This window comes from Solemya velum gill symbiont, from assembly GCF_002020255.1.
Classification (GTDB): Bacteria; Pseudomonadota; Gammaproteobacteria; order Chromatiales; family Chromatiaceae.
In genome coordinates this window covers 188427-206699 of sequence record NZ_MPQG01000002.1, presented here as the reverse complement: position 1 = coordinate 206699, position 18273 = coordinate 188427, and the positions used below count along the sequence as shown (strand labels likewise).

Genomic DNA, 18273 nt, shown 5'->3' with positions numbered 1-18273 from the left:
ACAGTTTACTCATCTCCCCAGATCATCTCACCGCTGTGGGTGAAATCATAACCGCCGAGATTGTCGGCAACCTGCTTGCAGGCACCTGACTGAAGGCGCCCTAGCAAATCCTGAAAGAGCCTCCGGAACCAGATACCGCGCGACAGCGCCAGGTCGAAGGCCTCCCAACCAAAAGAGATAAAACCAAGTCCGGCTTCATTGGCAGCGGAACGTGCACCAGGTGCAACATCCGCCTGTCCCATGACGATAGCAGATGCTGCCTCGCGTTCGCTCAGTGCCGTGGCGGTCACATTGAGCTCTTCGCCACCCGGACACCTGTTGCTCATTTCCAGCAGGAAGCGTTGTGCACCGGCACCGGCCTGGCGTTGTGCCCAGCGGTACCTTGAGTTGGTCAGTTTTTCCGGGTCATCTGTTTTGGCGAGCACATCCGGGTGCACCATGAGCCCCTGTTCGCGTGCAAAGGCCCGTATCAGAATCCACTCCTTGTGGGGCTTGTGTTGCTGCAGCAGGGCGGGATGACGTGTACGGCTTTCGCTCTCCGGACCCCAGTGAATGGCACTGACATCGACGCGGTGTGCTTCGAGCAGGTCAAGCCCAAGGCGGGTGCCGGTGGGTGTGTAACCAACCTGTGCATGGGAATTAATGTCGTGTGCAAATGCCATGATGATGCGATACAGAAGAGGATCGTCACTGCCGGCAATGACCAGGCGATCGGTTAACAGTCCACCGTGAGACGAGGTCAGAATCCAGCGATCAATCAGTTCACGCGGGAACATCCATTTGCCGGTGACCTTGGTGGCAGGTATTCCACCTTCACTGACCAGGGCATAGATTTTTTTCTCATTGACGTGCAGGTAGGCAGCAACCTGTTTGACACTCATGAAAACATCATGCTGCTCTGGCTGCATTCTGGCGTTCATGCCTGCGTCCTTTCTGAATCGCGTTTGGAACTGCTCTGTTTGGTCTTGTCGGAGTGCGGTCTTTGCGGCGGTATCGCATCGAACTGGATTCTCTCGGCACCGTGATAGGCGAGAAAGTGTTTCCCCTTGGCTCTTGCAATCAGGGCGACTCCGATCGTTTGTGCCAGTTCAAGTCCCTTCTGCGTGACACCTGACCGTGACAGAACGACCGGGATGCCCATCTGCGCAACCTTGATGACCATCTCTGATGTCAGTCTGCCGGTTGTATAGAACCACTTGTCTTCACCCCTGGTGGCATTGAGCCACATGTGGCCACTGATTGAATCAGCTGCATTGTGCCTGCCGACATCTTCGACGAAGAGGTCGACAAAGGGATCTGTCTGTTCGCCAAAGCCACACAGGGCACAGCCATGTACTGCACCAGCCTGGCGATAGACCTCGTTATAGTTGTTGAGGTAATCGAGTAGCTTGTAGATGTGTGATTGATAGATATCTGTCTGTGGAACGCGCAGTTTTTCGATCTGTTCTCCCATGCGGCCGAATACGGTGCCCTGACCACAACCACTGGTGACCGTACGGTGCTTGAGTTTTTCATCAAGATCCGTGATGCGTTCAAAGGTCTCTACTGTGACTGCCTGTTTGTCCCAGTCGACACGGATTGAATCTACAGACTCGAGACAGGGGACAAGACGCTGATTAAGGAGGTAACCGAGGGTCAGCATCTCCGGGTGTGTGCCGAGCGTCATCAGGGTGACGATCTCACGATCGTCGAGAAAGAGTGTCAGCGGACGTTCACCGGCAACCTGACCGGCACGCTGGTTTCCATATTCATCGACGGCGACAACATCGTGTGCAGGACGCAGGCCGGCATTGGTCATTTCAGGCAGGTGACGGGGTTTGGCTTTTGCTGTCCCGCTCATGGCCTGTTATCCGCCAGTATGGTTCATGTGACGAAAGATGATTGGCTTGGCCTCAAGATCGAATTCGTGTCCCTCGGGTTTGAGATGCATTGAGTCGATCAGCGCTTTGCGCAGGGCTTCACTGTCGCCGGGAGATGAGCGAATCACGTGGCGCAGATCCATCGAGTGTTCCTGCCCGAGGCACAGCAGTAGATTCCCTTCAGCAGTCAGGCGCACGCGGTTGCAAGTGTCGCAGAAGTTGTGGCTGTGCGGCGAGATAAAACCGATGCGGCTGTCGATGCCGGGAATACGGTAGTAGCGCGAGGGACCGCCGGTGCTCTCCGTGGTTGGGAGCAGTTCATGTTCGCTCGACAGGTCCTGCATGATGCGGTCTGTGGAGTAATAGGTTTCTGCACGATCGTGGCTGTTGACCACGCCGAGCGGCATCTCCTCGATGAAGCTGATGTCGTAGCCATGCTTGATAGCAAACTCGGTCAGTTCCAGTATTTCGTCATGGTTGCGGTTTTCCAGAATGACGGTGTTGAGCTTGATTTTCTCGATACCGGCATCGCGTGCAGCATCCAGGCCGGCGAATACGCGTTCGAGTTTGCCGTTGCGCGTCAGCGCGGTGAAGCGTTCAGGTTTGAGAGTGTCGAGACTGACATTGATCCGCTTGACGCCTGCCTTGCGCAGTTGTTCTGCATAGCGCGGCAGCTGCGTGCCATTGGTAGTCAGTGTCAGATCATCGAGTCCTTCGGTTTTACCGAGTTCCTCGAACACCATCATGATTTCACGGCGGTTGAGAGGTTCACCGCCTGTAATACGAATTTTGTTGACGCCCAGACTGATGGCCGTCTGGCCGATACTGATGATCTCTTCAAGAGTCAACAGCTGTTCTCGCGGGATGAATTTTATCTCTTCCGACATGCAGTAGACGCAGCGCAGGTCACACCTGTCAGTAACCGACATGCGCAGATAGTTTACCTTGCGCCCGAATCGGTCTACGAGTCTGTCAGTTGCATTAGTTGGTGTTGTGCCATTCATGGCATCTCCCGTGATTTCGCATGCATCGGCAGTACAGCATCAGATTGAACACTTTGCAAGAAGCATTCCCGCAGGGAGTGCAACCTTTGTACGACAGTCATTTTGCCGATTTTCACTTCCTGATAAGCCTCGATTATACCCTCGAACTGATACATTTTGACCAATTGATTTCAGGCAGCATGGACATTGTGGGACAGTTCGATTGGATTTCAGTGGCTTATATTCCTCTAAAACAGCTGTTATTTCGCCAATGCTGGTTGTTGGAGAGACTCTGGTACATAACTTGCTCTTTATAGTGATTACGCAAGTTGATTTGAAAGGAGAGCAGGTGGAACCGACAGCACTGAATGATCAGGCGGAGAAGGTGGTTGAGCATTTTCCTGTTGCAGTGATTCTCGAGCGTCGCGAGGCGAAGAGTCAGTGGGTCGATTATGTCTGGTCTGCGGTTGGTGTCACTGTTGGTAGCCAGGATCATCTTCCGCGCAGAGAGGCGCAGCTGGTTCACGAGGAGGAGGGTGTACAACACTATCTTTACGGTGGCCTGCAGGTTGCACTCTATGTCGACCAGTGCGAGAGCTATTACCACAACATGATGACCGAAACGCCGCGCTGCTACATTGTTGCCTACGATGCGGAGGAGAGCGGCACCGGAATGCCGGAACCTTTCCTTGTCACCATGAGCTTTGACGAGGCGCACTGTTACCTCGAAGCGGAAGGTGAAGTCTACAGTGTTGATGTGCCACCGGAACTTTATCGCTGGACCGAGGATTATGTGCTTGCACACTATGTCGCCGAGAAGAAAAAGAAACGCAAGCTGGTCGACTGGAAGAAGCAGGGGCGTGAGAGGGCATCATGAAACAGGCGTCTCATAGCGATACTGTTGCTGACGATGAATTGCGTGATGAGTCCTTCATGCAGCGTTTCAGCAGGCGCAAAAGCGAGGCACGGCTTGTAGAAACAGGTGATATCGAACAGCAACCGGAGGAGATTGCAGAAGCAGAAGAGGCGTTGCCGACCGATGAAGATATGCCACCGATTGAAAGCTTGACAGCGGATTCCGATTTTTCACCCTTCATGTCGCCAAAGGTGAGTGAGGGTTTACGCAAGCTGGCATTGAGGAAGCTTTTCCATAGTCCAGAGTTCAATTTCATTAGTGAACTCGATGAATACGCAGAGGACTTTACCAAGTTTGAACTGCTTGGCGATATCGTCACTTCCGATATGCGCCATCAACTCGAGATGGAGGCGAAACGCAGGCTCGAGGAGGCGATGAATTCAGATGAGGCTGAAGAGTTGGAAGAGGTGCCCGATATAACAGTCGTCGATGAGAGTGTCACCGATGAAGGTGATGCAGAGATGGATGACCTGGATGTTGAGTCAGAAACCTAGAACTTCTATGTGAGTGGCAATTGAGCCAATAGAGAGGTAAGAAACCAGATGGAGCAGAGCCTGGAGCAGGAACGTAACAGACAAGCGCGGTCAACGGCCTGTGCTGCCGTTGACAGCCTCGCAGTCAGTCCGACCGGTATTGTGCAGTACACCTCACGTGGACGTGTACTGGTGGTTGGTGATGAGGAGGCGCAGCTGTTCGCCAATCGTATCGAACCACCATTGCATGCCGAGGTGCTGTTGCAGAAAGGTAGCGAAGAGCCTGGTGTTCCCGTTGTCGCCGTCGGCGGACGCAAGGTCAGGATTAATGGTCATCTTGGCGCCTTTGTTATTGAGCTTGGAGAGCCGGGAAAGCCCAGCTTTCAGCGAATAGAGAGCGACATGGTGCTTGATTTTGGCGAAAAACCATTGATCGGCGCGGAATTTCTGCCTCCGGGTTACTGGTACTTTTCAACTGAGCCACAGGAGATGGACCGCGCACTGCTCGAAATCGCCCCGATGGTCGGTACTTTCGAGAAGCCACGCTTTTTTGACTATGATCCGGATATCTGTGCGCACGCTCGTGCAGGCAGAGAAGGCTGCGAGCGCTGTATTCTTGCATGCCCGGCAGATGCGATTATCTCGATCGGCGAGTCAGTTGAGGTCAATCCCAATCTCTGCCAGGGTGGTGGTGTCTGCGCCAGCGTCTGTCCTACCGGTGCCATGCGCTATGCTTATCCATCACCCGCAGATACTCTCAGGCGTGTGCACCTGATGCTGAAAAAGTATCTTGAAGCAGGCGGTAATGATCCTGTCGTGCTGTTTGCTTCTGAGGCAGACGCGATGTCACTCGGAGAACTTCAGCCAAACATATTGCTACTGGTCGTCGAGGAACTCGGCAGTGTCGGTCTTGAGGTCTGGCTGTCAGCGCTTGCCTGGGGAGCACAAGAGGTATTACTGGCAGACGGGGAGTCTGTGCTGCGCGGGATACGCCTGAATCTTGATGAGCAGATGAAGATTGCAGATTCAATCCTTCATGGCATGGCTTACCCGGCAAATTTGATCCGTTTTCTCGGTGCGGAAGAGATCGGCAAGGCAAGCGGTGCGAAGATGCCGCAGATCAGTGCTGCAGCGTTCGAATCCTTTAACGAGAAACGCACCATGCTGTTTCTTGCAATTGATCACCTGTTTCAGCAGTCAGGATCAAGCCTTGAGATGATTTCCCTGCCGGACGATGCGGCTTTTGGCCGAATTGAGGTAGAGAGTTCCGCTTGTACTCTCTGCATGGGTTGTACATCCGTTTGCCCGGTAAAGGCGCTACAGGCGGGTAATGATGAGCCCAGGTTGCAGTTTATCGAACAGAACTGCGTGCAGTGCGGTCTGTGCGAGAGTGCCTGTCCGGAGAATGCAATAACCCTCCAAACACGCCTGCTGACCAGTGTCGAGAAGCGCCGACAACTGGTCACCTTGCACGAGGAAGCGCCTTTTCTGTGCTGCTCATGCGGTAAGCCGTTTGCCAGCAAGGGCATGATCAGCAAGATGCTGGATCAACTTTCCGGGCACCCGATGTTCCAGAGCGAGCGTGCCATCAAACGTCTGCAGATGTGCGAAGAGTGTCGCGTCGTCGATGCGATTCAGGATCAGGATGCGATCGATGCAGGTATCGCAATAAAGCAGCCTGAGACAAACCAACGTAAAAACTAGCGAGATAACTACATGCAAACCTCATCACAGGAAGCTGCCACGACACAAGAGCCCATTGTGTCATTACCCGAAGAACAGGCTCGTCGTGCCGGGATTTACTCGATTCTGGCAGCCCTGCTGAGGGCTGCTCCTGAACAGCCGTTGCTGGATCATCTCGGTGGGCTTGATGTTGCTGGCGGTGATAATGGTAATGAGCTGTTGCTGTCGCTGTCGATGTTGTCGCTTGCATGTGGAGATTTTGATCCACGTTCGATTGCATCTGAATATCATGACCTGTTTATCGGGATCGGTCGTGGAGAGCTAGTGCCATACGGCTCCTGGTACCAGACTGGTTACCTGATGGAGAAACCACTAAGTGAGTTGCGTGACGATCTAAAGCGACTCGGTTTTGCCAGGGATGAGTCGCACAAGGAGCCGGAAGATCATGTTGCGGCACTCTTCGAGATTATGGAGATGCTGATTCTCGATGCGGTTCCGGTCGAACAGCAGGCGGCATTTTATGATGCCCACGTTGGTTCATGGTGCAGCAAGTTCCTCGCTGATCTCGCGAATGCCCAGGGCGCGACTTTTTATCGCTCAGTGGCACGCTTCGGTTCGGCATTCTGTGACCTCGAGTCACGCTATCTGGGGATGAATGCCTGATCGAATTGCCCCTGAATTAACCTGTTTCTTACCAATAGCATGAGCCAGCTTATGACTTTTGCTCCATTGTTGTAATTATTTTCCTGATAAGGCTGGCATCTTCCTTGCTTTATAAATAGGCATCGCCGGAAGTGTGGATGTGAACCCGGCCACATAACCCTGTCTCTGTAAGCAGTGAACAGGAGAAGAACAGCCAGTTACCCGAGGAACTGAATCAATGAAACAGAAAAAGCTGAAAACATCACAATCGCGTCGCAAGTTCTTGCGCGAGACCGTCACTGCAGGTGGTACGGCCGCTGCTGCTTTAGCCGTTCCCGGTGCCGTGCAGGCTGATGCCGAATCAGACAAGGCAGTGCAGGAGCAGAGCGATGGTTATCGTCTGAGCCAGCACGTACTCGATTACTACAAGGGTGCTGCCAGCTGAATTCCGGCAAGGCATCAGGAGATTTATGATGAAGCTCAAAAAAACTTCCGATCAAATCCTCGATAATTCGGCAGCAACATCCGCTGAGCACACGGCATCAAAAACCGGCGTGCAGATGAATCGACGTGATTTTCTGAAAAATTCCGGCATCATGGCCGGTGGTGCTGCACTGGCGACCAGCCTGACTCCAGGCATGATGAAAAAAGCCGAGGCAGCTGAAGCTGGTATGGGTGGTGCCAAAGAGGTGCGCACCATATGTACACATTGCTCGGTCGGCTGTGGCATTATCGCGGAGGTCGAAAATGGTGTCTGGACTGGCCAGGAACCGGCATTCGACCATCCATTCAATCGCGGTGCGCATTGTGCAAAAGGCGCATCGGTACGTGAGCATGGCCATGGCGAACGTCGCCTGAAATATCCCACCAAGCTGGTTAACGGCAAGTGGGAGAAGATCTCCTGGGACCAGGCGATTAACGAGATTGGTGACAAGCTGCTAAGCATCCGTGAAGAGTCCGGACCTGACTCGGCTTTCTGGCTGGGCTCTGCCAAGCACAACAACGAACAGGCTTACATGTTCCGCAAGTTTGCGGCCATGTGGGGCACCAATAATGTTGATCACCAGGCGCGTATCTGTCACTCGACCACTGTAGCCGGTGTAGCAAACACCTGGGGTTACGGTGCCATGACCAACAGCTATAACGACATTCATAACTCGAAGTCGATTCTGCTGATCGGTTCAAACCCGGCTGAAGCGCACCCGGTTTCGCTGTTGCATATCCTCAAGGCGAAAGAGGAGAACAACGCACCAATCATTGTGATTGATCCACGTTTCACTCGTACGGCAGCACATGCCGATCATTTCCTGCAGATTCGTCCAGGAACCGACGTTCCAATCATCTGGGGCATGATGCACCATATCTTTGAGAACGGCTGGCAAGACGATGAATACATACGTCAGCGTGTCTACGGTATGGATGAGGTTATGGCCGAGGTCAAGAAGTGGACGCCTGAAGAGGTTGAACGCGTCACTGGTGTTCCTGGCCACAAGGTGTATGCAGCAGCCAAGGCGATGGCAGATCATCGTCCAGGCACTTTCATCTGGTGTATGGGTGGTACCCAGCACACCATCGGCAACAATAATACCCGTGCCTATTGCGCATTCCAGCTGGCACTCGGCAACATCGGTGTCTCAGGTGGCGGTGCGAATATATTCCGCGGCCACGATAATGTACAGGGCGCAACTGACCTTGGCGTATTGTCGAATACACTGCCTGGTTACTACGGACTGGCTCCCGGCTCATGGGCACACTGGGCACGTGTTTGGGGTCTTGATCTCGATTGGGTCAAGGGACAATTTGACTCAGGTTCATACGAGAAGAAGGGTGATAAGGATGTCCATGTCATGAACACCAAGGGCATTCCGGTATCACGCTGGATTGATGGTGTGCTTGAAGACAAAGCCAATATTGCGCAGAAGGACAATGTCAGGGCGATGATCTTTTGGGGACATGCACCTAACTCACAGACACGTGGCACCGAGATGAAAAAGGCGATGGAGAAACTCGACATGCTGGTCATCGTCGATCCCTATCCGACAGTCTCGGCCGTTATGCATGACAGGACAGATGGTGTCTACCTGCTGCCGGCAGCGACACAGTTTGAGACCTATGGCTCAGTCACTGCATCGAATCGTTCCATCCAGTGGCGCGATACTGTCATTGATCCATTGTTCGAGTCACTGCCAGACCATACGATCATGTACAAGCTGGCGAAGAAGCTCGGTTTCGCAGATCAGTACACCAAGAACATCGAGGTCAAGGGCGAGGAGCCTGTGATCGAAGATATCACTCGCGAAATCAATAGTGGTATGTGGACAATTGGTTATACGGGTCAGAGCCCTGAGCGACTCAAGACGCATCAGCAGAACTGGGGGACTTTCGATTTCACCTCTCTGAAAGCAGAGGGTGGGCCAGCCGATGGTGATTTCTACGGTATGCCATGGCCATCCTGGGGTACTCCGGAGATGAAACACCCGGGCACACCAAATCTCTATGATCCAAGCAGTCCGGTTGCCGATGGTGGTCTGACGTTCCGTGCCCGTTTTGGTGTCGAACGCGATGGTGTCAGCCTGCTTGCAGATGGCAGTTACTCTGTCGGTTCGGATATCAAAGATGGTTATCCCGAGTTCAGTGCGGATGTACTGAAGAAACTCGGTTGGTGGGATGATCTGACAGATGACGAGAAGATGCTTGCTGAGGGCAAGAACTGGAAAACCGACCTCTCCGGCGGCATCCAGCGTGTCGCTATCAAACATGGTTGTGCACCGTTCGGTAACGCCAAGGCGAGGGCAGTTGTGTGGACCTTCCCTGATCCGGTACCGATTCATCGCGAACCACTCTACACGACACGTCGCGACCTGGTTGAGAAGTATCCAACCTACGAGGATCGTAAGTCATTCTGGCGCTTACCGACGCGTTACGGATCGATCCAGGCGAAGGATTACTCGAATGAGTTCCCGATCATATTGACCACTGGACGACTGGTCGAATACGAGGGTGGCGGTGACGAGACTCGTTCAAATCCGTGGCTGGCAGAATTGCAGCAGGATATGTTCGTTGAAATGCATCCGCGAGATGCAAACAACGCAGGTGTTCGTGACGGTGATGATGTCTGGGTCGAAACCCCCGAGGGGGCAAAGATCAAGGTCAAGGCGTTGGTGACACGACGTGTCTCATCTGGTGTGGCCTTTACACCGTTCCACTTTGGTGGACACTTCCAGGGCAAGGACTTACGGGACAAGTATCCTGCGGGTGCTGATCCCTTCGTGCTCGGTGAGGCCTGTAATACGGCCATGACATACGGTTACGACTCTGTAACCCAGATGCAAGAATCCAAGTGCAGCATTTGCCGCATCTCAAAAGCTTGAGGGGGAATAAATCATGGCTCGAATGAAATTTTATTGTGACGCAGAACGCTGTATTGAATGCAACGCTTGTGTAACGGCATGTAAAAACGAGAATGATGTCCCCTGGGGTGTCAATCGTCGCCGTGTTGTCACCATCAAGGATGGTGAGCCCGGTGAGCGCTCTCTGTCGGTTGCCTGTATGCACTGTTCGGACGCTCCTTGTGCGGCCGTATGCCCGGTGGACTGCTTCTACACTACTGACGACGGTGTTGTCCTGCATGACAAGGATATCTGCATTGGCTGCGGTTACTGCTTCTATGCCTGTCCGTTTGGTGCGCCGCAGTTTCCTGAGTCGGGGGCATTCTCCTCGCGCGGCAAAATGGACAAGTGCACCTTCTGTGCCGGTGGTCCTGAAGAGACACACAGTTCGGATGAGCAACGCAAGTACGGTTCCAACCGTCTGGCCGAGGGCAAACTGCCGCTGTGTGCCGAGATGTGTTCGACCAAGGCGTTGTTGGCGGGCGATGCGGATATCATCTCGAATATCTACCGTGAACGTGTTGTCAATCGCGGTGCATCGGTTCTCGACTGGGGTGTCAGTTATGAAAAGGCCAGCTTGCGTGAATCTCGTAACATGAAGGGAAAAGTCAGCGAATAGGAGATGTCGCCAGGCTTTCCGGGTTGCCAATCATAGTGATTGGCAACCCGGATCACACGAATGGGTCCATTGATTCGCTTGAGAGGAAGCATTTATGAATGTTGCGGTTCGGCATGGCCTGATACAGATCCTGGTAGTAATTGCCTGTCTCCTGCTTTTCGCAGGCTCGCCTGTGCATGCCCAGTCGTCGCAGGACGACAAAGCGCCAGTATCACCCATTGATGTTCCCAATCCTGGCGCAGAGCTGTGGAATGCTGTACGCGAACGTGGAGGTGCAGAACCGACACAGCAGCACCCACTGACTGCTATCTGGGAAGATGTACTCCAACAACAGGATACGGCAGCAAAATCCCAGGCCAGAAGTGCTGATGCAACTTCCATGATCAATGCATCCGGTGACCAATGGCGTCAGTTGCGTCGGGAGCAATTGATACCCTATGGTGGAGCACTACTACTGTTATCACTCGCTATTGTGATCGGACTCAGTTTCGTCAAGCGAACAGCGCATTACAGTGAGAGTGATATGATCATCAGGCGTTTCAAGGTCCCAAGCCTTGTCGGGCACTGGTTAATGGCTGGGAGTATGCTGTTTCTCGCATTTACAGGCCTTGTCCTGCTGTTTGGGCGTTTTACGCTGCTACCACTGACGGGTAGTGACTTTTTCTCTGCATTTGCCTCTGCATCAAAAGAGGGGCATGACCTGTTTGGTCCCATATTCACATTTGCCCTGATCATCTTCTTTTTCCAGTTTGTCAGCAAGAATATGCTGCACTACAGGGATTTTGTCTGGATGGCACGACTGGGCGGTCTGTTCGAGAAAAAACCGCTTAAGGCAGGCTTTTTCAATTTTGGTGAGAAAACACTTTTCTGGCTGGTGATTTTCTTCGGTATTGCGCTCTCTGTGAGCGGCTTTGCAATTCTTTTTCAGAATCTTCTTCCAGGACGTGACCTGATGCTGTTAGCAACCCTGGTGCATGCTGTCAGCGCGATTCTGCTGATCTGCCTTGTCATCGGACATATCTTCATGGCTCTATCAACCAAGGGAACCATGGATGCCATTACCACAGGTGATGTTGATGCCAACTGGGCGAAAGCAGATCACAGCGTATGGTATGAGCAGATGAAGGAGGCAGGCCATATCAGGAAGAGAATTGCACATGCAAGTGATGATGCGGGTAAGGAGATCCCCGTAGCTGAAGTCTCTGCTGAACAGACGGGGGCATCCTGATGTTTACTGACTTTATTGACGGGCCATTCTGGACTTTTTCCGTAAGCGTATTTGCAATAGGGGTTATCTGGCGCCTGATTTCCATTATCAGGCTTGGTGTACCTGGTGATCTCGCAGTTCCACGTGAAGATGGAGGCGCTGGTGGAATGCGAACGATCCTGAGCCGCTTCATGGCGCGCCCTGCAGTCAGAAAACGCGCCTTGCTGATCGTGGTGGCGGGGTACATGTTTCATGTCGGGCTTTTTGCCTTGCTCTTTTTTGCACAACCACATATCGATTTCTATGTTGACAGGTTTGGGGTTCCGGCATGGGCGGGTATGCCGCGCTGGCTGTTTATCCTAACAGCCGAGATTGCATTTGCCGGGCTGATTATGGCCTGGTTATACCGGGTGATGCATCCCGTCACACGCATGCTCTCAGGTATAGGCGAACACACTGCCAGCTGGCTTGTCTTTTTCGTCATGCTGACCGGCTGCCTAGCACTCCTTGAGCAGTATGATTCACTGCGTGTACTTCACTTCTTTCTGGCCGAGTTGCTATTGATCTATTTCCCATTCAGCAGCCTGATGCATACATTTACTTTTGCCTTTAGTCGCAATTACACAGGAGCGACCATGGGGCGTCGCGGGGTGGATGCATGACACATGAGGATCATGGATTATGAGTGAACGTCTTGAGAAAGGTATCCAGGCGCTGCGTGACAAGATGGATGCGCGCATTGCATCCTATTTTTCCAGCTGTGTGCATTGCGGGCTGTGTGCAGAAGCCTGTCTTTTTGCAACCGAATCGCAAGATCCGATTTATACGCCAATCTATAAACTAGAGCCGATGCGCAAGGTATGGTCGCGTGAATACAGCTTCTGGGGAAAGCTTGGCGCCATGATTGGCGTGACCGATAATGTCACTGAAGAGGACTTTGCCAACTGGGAGACACTTGTCTATGACAGTTGTACCATGTGTGGGCGCTGTTCGATGGTATGCCCGGTAGGGATCGATATCACCTACATGATACGCAAGGAGCGTGAGGCTTTCGTTGCAGCCGGTTATACACCAGAAGGGTTGCAGGCAGCCACTGAACGAGCAATTAATATCGGCAGTCCCATGGGCGTGACCCTGAAGACTTTACAGGCAACAATCAGAAGTGTGGAGAAAGAGACCGGCCTGACTATTCCGATGGACGTTGCAGGTGCTGATTACATGGCACTCTTTTCATCAATGGAGATAGTCAATTTCGAGGAGTATATTGCCGGTCTTGCACGGATATTCAAAGCAGCAGGCGTCTCATGGACTGTCAGCAGCAAGGGTTTCGAGGCGACCAATAGTGGTATTCAGATCGGTGATCCGGAGGCTGCAAAAACAATTGTCGAACGCGTTGTGAGTGCTGCAGAAGAACTCGGTGTGAAATCCGTTATCAGTCCAGAATGCGGCCACGCCTTCATGGCAATCCGCTGGGAAGGTCCTAACCTGATAGGACGGCAATATCCATTCAAGGTGATTCATATTCTTGAACTCCTCAGTGAACTGCATGAGAACGGCAGTCTGCAACTGGAGGGTATGACGGATACGCCACTGACCTATCACGACCCGTGCCAGATATCTCGTCGTGGAGGTGTGATTCAGCAGCCGAGGGATTTACTCAACTCGGTAGCAAGTAACTTTCAGGAGATGTCTGATGGCGGTGACATGAACTGGTGTTGTGGCGGTGGAGGAGGAGTAAGCGCCAATGAACGTGCCGATGAGATTCGACTGCAGGCTTTCAACATAAAAAAGAAGCAGCTTGCCGAGTTGGATGGTGTCGAGACTATCGTGACGGCATGTGCCAACTGTCGCCTGATGCTCGAAGATGGACTGGAGCACTACGAGTTATCTCACGAGGTCACAGGCCTGACTGAACTGATTGCTGAGCACATCAAGCAGTAGAAGCCTTCTTCAGGATAGTGTTCAATGCATAAAAAAAGGCGGCCAATCGGCCGCCTTTTCCTTTGCAGGTAGAGAAGTGATTTACTTCTTTGCCTGGCGCTCCTTGGTCTCTTTGATGACCTCTTCAGCGATGTTCGCAGGACATGCACTGTAGTGCGAGAATTCCATTGAGAACTGGCCACGACCGGAGGTCATGGTACGCAGGTCACCAATGTAACCGAACATTTCACTCAGTGGTGCGTCAGCTTTTACGCGGACACCGGTCGGAGTTGCTTCCTGTGACTTGATCATGCCACGACGACGGTTGAGGTCACCGATAACATCACCAACGTGATCTTCAGGAGTGAAGACGTCTACCTTCATGATTGGCTCCATCATCTGGGGGCCGGCTTTCGGCATGGAAGCACGGTAAGCCGCCTTCGAAGCAATCTCGTATGCGATTGCAGAGGAGTCAACTGCGTGGAAGCCACCGTCTGTCAGGGTGACTTTGAAGTCCAGGCAAGGGAAGCCTGCGAGGACACCCTCGTCAGCGCTGACCTTGAAGCCTTTCTCAATCGCTGGCCAGAATTCACGTGGTACGTTACCACCTGTGACCTTTGATTCAAATTCATAACCACTGCCTGCTTCGCCCGGCTCGATAATGTAATCAATCTTTGCGAACTGACCTGAACCACCGGTCTGCTTCTTGTGGGTGTAGCTGTCTTCGATACGCTGCGTGATGGTTTCACGATAGGCAACCTGTGGTTTACCAACTTCAACATCAACGTTATGCGTACGCTTGAGGATGTCGACCTTAATATCGAGGTGCAATTCACCCATACCCTTGATGATGGTCTCGCCGCTCTCCTCGTCGGTTTCGACGCGGAATGATGGATCTTCCTGAACCATTTTGCTGATTGCGAGGCCCATCTTCTCGGCGCCGCCCTTGTCTTTCGGCTTGATCGCGATAGAGATAACCGGATCAGGGAAGACCATTGGCTCGAGAGTCGCAGGCTGCTTTGGATCACACAGGGTGTGACCGGTCTGGGTGTTCTTGAGGCCGATCAGGGCGATGATGTCACCAGCCTGTGCTGAATCGAGCTCTTCACGTGAGTCAGCGTGCATCTCAACGATACGGCCAATACGCTCTGTCTTGCCTGTGTAGGTGTTCAGAACAGTGTCACCCTTGTTGATCTTTCCAGAGTAGACACGGGTGAAGGTGAGGGCGCCGAAACGGTCGTCCATGATTTTGAACGCCAGTGCACGCAGCGGCTTGTCGACGCTGACAGTTGCGAATTCACCGGTCTCGTTACCTTCGAGGTCAACTTCAGGCTGTGGGTCAACTTCGATCGGGTTAGGCAGGAAGTCGACAACCGCGTCCAGAACCAGCTGTACGCCCTTGTTTTTGAATGCAGAACCACAGTAAGTCGGGAAGAAATCAAGTGCGATAGTACCCTTGCGGATGCAGCGCTTGATGTCGTCAACAGATGGCTCTTCACCTTCGAGGTAGGCTTCCATCAGGTCGTCATCCTGCTCAACAGCTGTTTCAATCAGCTTCTCGCGGAACTCTTCAACCTTGTCAGTCATGTCTGCTGGAACGTCTTCGAGGCGGTACTTGTGGGGGTCGCCAGAGTCGTCCCAGATCCACGCCTTGCGGGTCAGCAGGTCGACAACGCCGACAAACTCATCTTCCGTACCGATTGGCAGAACCATGACCAGCGGGTTTGCACCGAGGACATTCTCGACCTGGTCGACGACGCGGTAGAAATCTGCACCGAGACGATCAAGCTTGTTGACGAGGATGATACGTGCAACTTCTGATTCGTTCGCATAACGCCAGTTTGTTTCTGACTGAGGCTCAACACCGCCTGAACCACAGAAGACACCAACACCACCGTCAAGTACTTTGAGTGAACGGTAAACTTCGATTGTGAAGTCAACGTGTCCGGGGGTATCGATGATGTTCAGCTGATGCTCTTTCCAGAAACAGGTTGTAGCAGCAGACTGGATGGTAATACCACGCTCGCGCTCCTGGTCCATAAAGTCGGTTGTCGCTTCACCGTCATGCACCTCACCAATTTTGTGAGTTTTGCCGGACAGGTTCAGAATACGCTCGGTCGTGGTGGTTTTACCCGCATCGACGTGAGCGAAGATGCCGATGTTACGGTAGTGAGTCAGGTCGGTCATGGTTGTACTCTATATAATAAGTTAAATACTTCCCGTATCCACGGGAAAGTGTCGAGGCAGTCTGCCCCGGGCGTAAAAAACGCGGTATTTTACCTGAAAACTCGCCTCGATAGGCAAGAAAATGATGAATATTTCGAGAAATTGCAGTCTGCGGGGCTTTTTTACCCCACAAACGGCTTAATCAGGTGATGACAGTCGGTGCGTCGCGACCAGTTAGTTCAACAATCTGGGCTAGTTCCAGTGCCAAATCGACGAGTGGTTGCATCACCTCGGCGGTCTCGGCTTGCTGGTTTGCTGCGTCTCTTTCGATTTTCTCGAGATAGACACGCAGGGTGGCGCCTTCGGTACCTGTGCCAGAGAGTCTGAAAATGATTCGCGCACCATCTTCAAAGCCGATCCTGAGGCCCTGGTTACTTGAAACCGAGCCGTCGACCGGGTCTGTGTAGCTGAAATTGTCTGCGTAGGAGACCCTGTTTCCACCAAGCTCTGTGCCAACCAGTCCAGGTAGTTTGTCAGTCAACTGTGCCATCAGCTGTTCAGCAATGCCCTTGTCGATCGCTTCATAATCGTAGCGCGTGTAGTAGTTGCGGCCATAGGTTTTCCAGTGTGACCTGACGATCTCCTCGACGGATTCATTGCGTACGGCAAGCAGGTTGAGCCAGAAGAGAACGGCCCACAAACCATCTTTTTCACGTACGTGGTTTGAGCCAGTGCCGAAGCTCTCTTCACCACACAGGGTGATTTTATCTGCATCAAGCAGCAGGCCGAAGAATTTCCAGCCGGTGGGTGTTTCGAAACTGTTGAGGCCAAGCTTTTCTGCTACGGCATCTGCTGCCTGGCTGGTTGGCATTGAGCGGGCAACGCCGCTGATGCCGTTTTTATAGGCTGGTATCAGGGTGGCATTGGCCACCATCACGGCAAGACTGTCGCTTGGAGTGACAAAGAAATTCTTGCCAAGAATCATGTTACGGTCACCGTCACCATCAGATGCGGCAGCAAAATCGACGCCGTTGTCATCACGTGTCTTTTCGACCAGTTCGGCAGCATAGACCAGGTTGGGATCAGGATGTCCGCCACCGAAATCCTCGAGCGGGATACCGTTCATTACCGTACCTTCCGGTGCGCCAAGCATCTCTTCGAAAATGCGCTTTGCGTAGGAACCGGTGACAGCGTGCATGGAGTCAATCGCCATGCTGAAACCGGGTTTTGCAATCAGTGCACGGATCGCATCGAAGTCGAACAGTTGTGCCATGAATTCGGCATAGTCATCAACAGAATCAATGATTTCGACCGGCATGCCGTCAAGTTCAGTCGTGTACACTTCGTCAAGGCTGATATCACCCGCATCGGAGATCAGGTATTCAGTGATACTTTGACTTTCGGCATAAATCGCCTCGGTCAGGGATTCGGAGGCAGGGCCGCCATTATCGCCATTGAACTTGATGCCGAAATCACCATCAGGTCCGCCGGGGTTGTGACTGGCCGAGAGGATGATGCCGCCGGTTGTTTTGTACTTGCGTATCAGGTGAGAGACAGCGGGAGTCGACAGGATGCCGCCACGGCCGACAATACAGCGGGCAACACCGTTGGCAGTAGCCATGCGCAGAATAATCTGGATTGCTTCGCGGTTGTAATAGCGTCCATCACCACCGATGACGAGAACGCCACCATTCAACTCAGGCACCTTGTTGAGTATCGATTGAACGAAATTCTCAAGGTAATTAGATAACTGGAAACGGGTGACGCGCTTTCTCAGTCCGGATGTGCCGGGGCGCTGGTCATCGAATGGGATGGTTGTTATTTTTTGCTGTGTCACGGATCGTCAGCCTGTCAATCAAACATAGATACTATTTGAGCACAGGTTGGCATTGCTTGTCAGTGCCTGTTTGAAGCCGCACAATAGCGTCTTACACCTTTGTCCGGTTTTTTCGTCATGTTCGAGTATGTCTTTTTTCACCAGCAGCCGATGCTGCAGTTTTGCGACTTTGTTCGTCAGCGTGGCCTTGATCCACAAATGCAGGATTCACCCGGGAATTCATCCGGGGATTCACTGATTGTCTCGCTGGCAGAAGAGAGTGTTGATGATGATCTTGCAGACGAAATCGACAACTTCTATGACAGTATGATGGATCTCGATCATGAGCTTTTCAGCGACACAGTCGAGCCGGGTAGCGATGACTACCAGACGGCAGGCGTGGTAGTGAATCTCGCTGGTGGAAAAACCGTGTATGCCGATGTGCCCGGTGACCTGCTAAAACGCGTAATGGAGATTCTCTCTCCCCAGGAACTGGGGGATTTTGTCAATGCCATTGTCGATGCTGTTGAAAAGCCGGATGATCGTTCTCTGTGCCAGCGTAAGTAAGGCGTTGCTTCAACCTGGAATGAATACTTTTTT

At 52.6% G+C, this 18273-nt stretch carries 16 protein-coding genes; 11 read left to right on the top strand and 5 right to left on the bottom strand.

The window, feature by feature from the left end; genetic code table 11:
- Positions 1–5: 5 nt before the first annotated feature.
- Genes BOW06_RS03005 through moaA form a run of 3 tightly spaced genes read right to left on the bottom strand, consistent with a single transcriptional unit; the run spans position 6 to position 2863 of the window.
- Positions 6–920, bottom strand: a complete 915-nt coding sequence (locus BOW06_RS03005) for a substrate-binding domain-containing protein (RefSeq protein WP_230208719.1) — start codon at positions 918–920, stop codon at positions 6–8.
- Complete coding sequence (locus BOW06_RS03000; RefSeq protein ID WP_043115412.1) at positions 917–1840, bottom strand: formate dehydrogenase accessory sulfurtransferase FdhD; 924 nt, start codon at positions 1838–1840, stop codon at positions 917–919. The genes BOW06_RS03005 and BOW06_RS03000 overlap by 4 nt, the downstream gene beginning before the upstream one ends.
- 6 nt (positions 1841–1846) lie before the next feature.
- Positions 1847–2863 carry a GTP 3',8-cyclase MoaA gene (gene moaA, locus BOW06_RS02995; RefSeq protein WP_078452731.1) on the bottom strand — a complete coding sequence of 339 codons (1017 nt, stop codon included), beginning with the start codon at positions 2861–2863 and terminating at the stop codon, positions 1847–1849.
- A 328-nt stretch (positions 2864–3191) separates the two neighbouring features.
- Between moaA and BOW06_RS02990 the strand changes: the two genes are divergently transcribed.
- The 10 genes from BOW06_RS02990 (at position 3192) to BOW06_RS02945 (ending at position 13712) form a co-directional block, all read left to right on the top strand.
- Positions 3192–3719: a DUF3305 domain-containing protein gene (locus BOW06_RS02990; RefSeq protein ID WP_179115085.1), complete on the top strand. Its 528-nt coding sequence runs from the start codon at positions 3192–3194 to the stop codon at positions 3717–3719.
- Positions 3716–4252 (top strand): DUF3306 domain-containing protein, encoded by a 537-nt coding sequence (locus BOW06_RS02985; protein ID WP_052131945.1) that lies wholly within the window; start codon positions 3716–3718, stop codon positions 4250–4252. Before BOW06_RS02990 ends, BOW06_RS02985 begins: the two co-directional genes overlap by 4 nt.
- Positions 4253–4300: 48 nt before the next feature.
- Complete coding sequence (locus BOW06_RS02980; protein WP_043115417.1) at positions 4301–5935, top strand: 4Fe-4S binding protein; 1635 nt, start codon at positions 4301–4303, stop codon at positions 5933–5935.
- A 12-nt stretch (positions 5936–5947) separates the two neighbouring features.
- Complete coding sequence (locus BOW06_RS02975; protein ID WP_043115418.1) at positions 5948–6577, top strand: TorD/DmsD family molecular chaperone; 630 nt, start codon at positions 5948–5950, stop codon at positions 6575–6577.
- Positions 6578–6794: 217 nt separating this feature from the next.
- Positions 6795–7001, top strand: a complete 207-nt coding sequence (locus BOW06_RS02970; RefSeq protein ID WP_043115420.1) for a twin-arginine translocation signal domain-containing protein — start codon at positions 6795–6797, stop codon at positions 6999–7001.
- Positions 7002–7029: 28 nt separating this feature from the next.
- Positions 7030–9927, top strand: coding sequence for a formate dehydrogenase subunit alpha (locus tag BOW06_RS02965; RefSeq protein ID WP_078454271.1), 2898 nt, complete (start codon positions 7030–7032; stop codon positions 9925–9927).
- A 13-nt stretch (positions 9928–9940) separates the two neighbouring features.
- Complete coding sequence (gene fdh3B / locus BOW06_RS02960; RefSeq protein ID WP_052131946.1) at positions 9941–10564, top strand: formate dehydrogenase FDH3 subunit beta; 624 nt, start codon at positions 9941–9943, stop codon at positions 10562–10564.
- 94 nt (positions 10565–10658) lie between these two features.
- Positions 10659–11792, top strand: coding sequence for a formate dehydrogenase subunit gamma (locus BOW06_RS02955; RefSeq protein WP_043115422.1), 1134 nt, complete (start codon positions 10659–10661; stop codon positions 11790–11792).
- On the top strand, positions 11792–12433 hold the full coding sequence (locus BOW06_RS02950) for a respiratory nitrate reductase subunit gamma (protein ID WP_052131947.1): 642 nt from the start codon (positions 11792–11794) through the stop codon (positions 12431–12433). Before BOW06_RS02955 ends, BOW06_RS02950 begins: the two co-directional genes overlap by 1 nt.
- A gap of 19 nt (positions 12434–12452) precedes the next feature.
- A complete protein-coding gene (locus BOW06_RS02945) occupies positions 12453–13712 on the top strand; it encodes a (Fe-S)-binding protein (RefSeq protein ID WP_043115424.1) in 1260 nt (419 codons plus the stop codon).
- Positions 13713–13793: 81 nt separating this feature from the next.
- Here the strand turns inward: BOW06_RS02945 and fusA are convergent, their stop codons facing one another.
- The gene (gene fusA, locus BOW06_RS02940) at positions 13794–15878 is read right to left on the bottom strand and encodes an elongation factor G (protein WP_043115425.1); all 2085 of its coding nucleotides are present in this window, start codon (positions 15876–15878) and stop codon (positions 13794–13796) included.
- Between the two features lie 181 nt (positions 15879–16059).
- Complete coding sequence (locus BOW06_RS02935) at positions 16060–17694, bottom strand: alpha-D-glucose phosphate-specific phosphoglucomutase (protein WP_043115427.1); 1635 nt, start codon at positions 17692–17694, stop codon at positions 16060–16062.
- A 117-nt stretch (positions 17695–17811) separates the two neighbouring features.
- Here BOW06_RS02935 and BOW06_RS02930 point away from each other — a divergent pair, with 117 nt between their 5' ends.
- Entirely contained in the window at positions 17812–18240 is a 429-nt protein-coding gene (locus BOW06_RS02930; protein ID WP_043115428.1) for a hypothetical protein, read from the top strand.
- Positions 18241–18273 lie beyond the last annotated feature (33 nt).

Bases quoted from the DNA above. Each gene is read 5' to 3' on its own strand.
- BOW06_RS03005 (WP_230208719.1), bottom strand. From the start codon at position 920: ATGAACGCCAGAATGCAGCCAGAGCAGCATGATGTTTTCATGAGTGTC.
- BOW06_RS03000 (WP_043115412.1), bottom strand. From the start codon at position 1,840: ATGAGCGGGACAGCAAAAGCCAAACCCCGTCACCTGCCTGAAATGACC.
- moaA (WP_078452731.1), bottom strand. From the start codon at position 2,863: ATGAATGGCACAACACCAACTAATGCAACTGACAGACTCGTAGACCGA.
- BOW06_RS02985 (WP_052131945.1), top strand. From the start codon at position 3,716: ATGAAACAGGCGTCTCATAGCGATACTGTTGCTGACGATGAATTGCGT.
- BOW06_RS02980 (WP_043115417.1), top strand. From the start codon at position 4,301: ATGGAGCAGAGCCTGGAGCAGGAACGTAACAGACAAGCGCGGTCAACG.
- BOW06_RS02975 (WP_043115418.1), top strand. From the start codon at position 5,948: ATGCAAACCTCATCACAGGAAGCTGCCACGACACAAGAGCCCATTGTG.
- BOW06_RS02970 (WP_043115420.1), top strand. From the start codon at position 6,795: ATGAAACAGAAAAAGCTGAAAACATCACAATCGCGTCGCAAGTTCTTG.
- BOW06_RS02965 (WP_078454271.1), top strand. From the start codon at position 7,030: ATGAAGCTCAAAAAAACTTCCGATCAAATCCTCGATAATTCGGCAGCA.
- fdh3B (WP_052131946.1), top strand. From the start codon at position 9,941: ATGGCTCGAATGAAATTTTATTGTGACGCAGAACGCTGTATTGAATGC.
- BOW06_RS02955 (WP_043115422.1), top strand. From the start codon at position 10,659: ATGAATGTTGCGGTTCGGCATGGCCTGATACAGATCCTGGTAGTAATT.
- BOW06_RS02950 (WP_052131947.1), top strand. From the start codon at position 11,792: ATGTTTACTGACTTTATTGACGGGCCATTCTGGACTTTTTCCGTAAGC.
- BOW06_RS02945 (WP_043115424.1), top strand. From the start codon at position 12,453: ATGAGTGAACGTCTTGAGAAAGGTATCCAGGCGCTGCGTGACAAGATG.
- fusA (WP_043115425.1), bottom strand. From the start codon at position 15,878: ATGACCGACCTGACTCACTACCGTAACATCGGCATCTTCGCTCACGTC.
- BOW06_RS02930 (WP_043115428.1), top strand. From the start codon at position 17,812: ATGTTCGAGTATGTCTTTTTTCACCAGCAGCCGATGCTGCAGTTTTGC.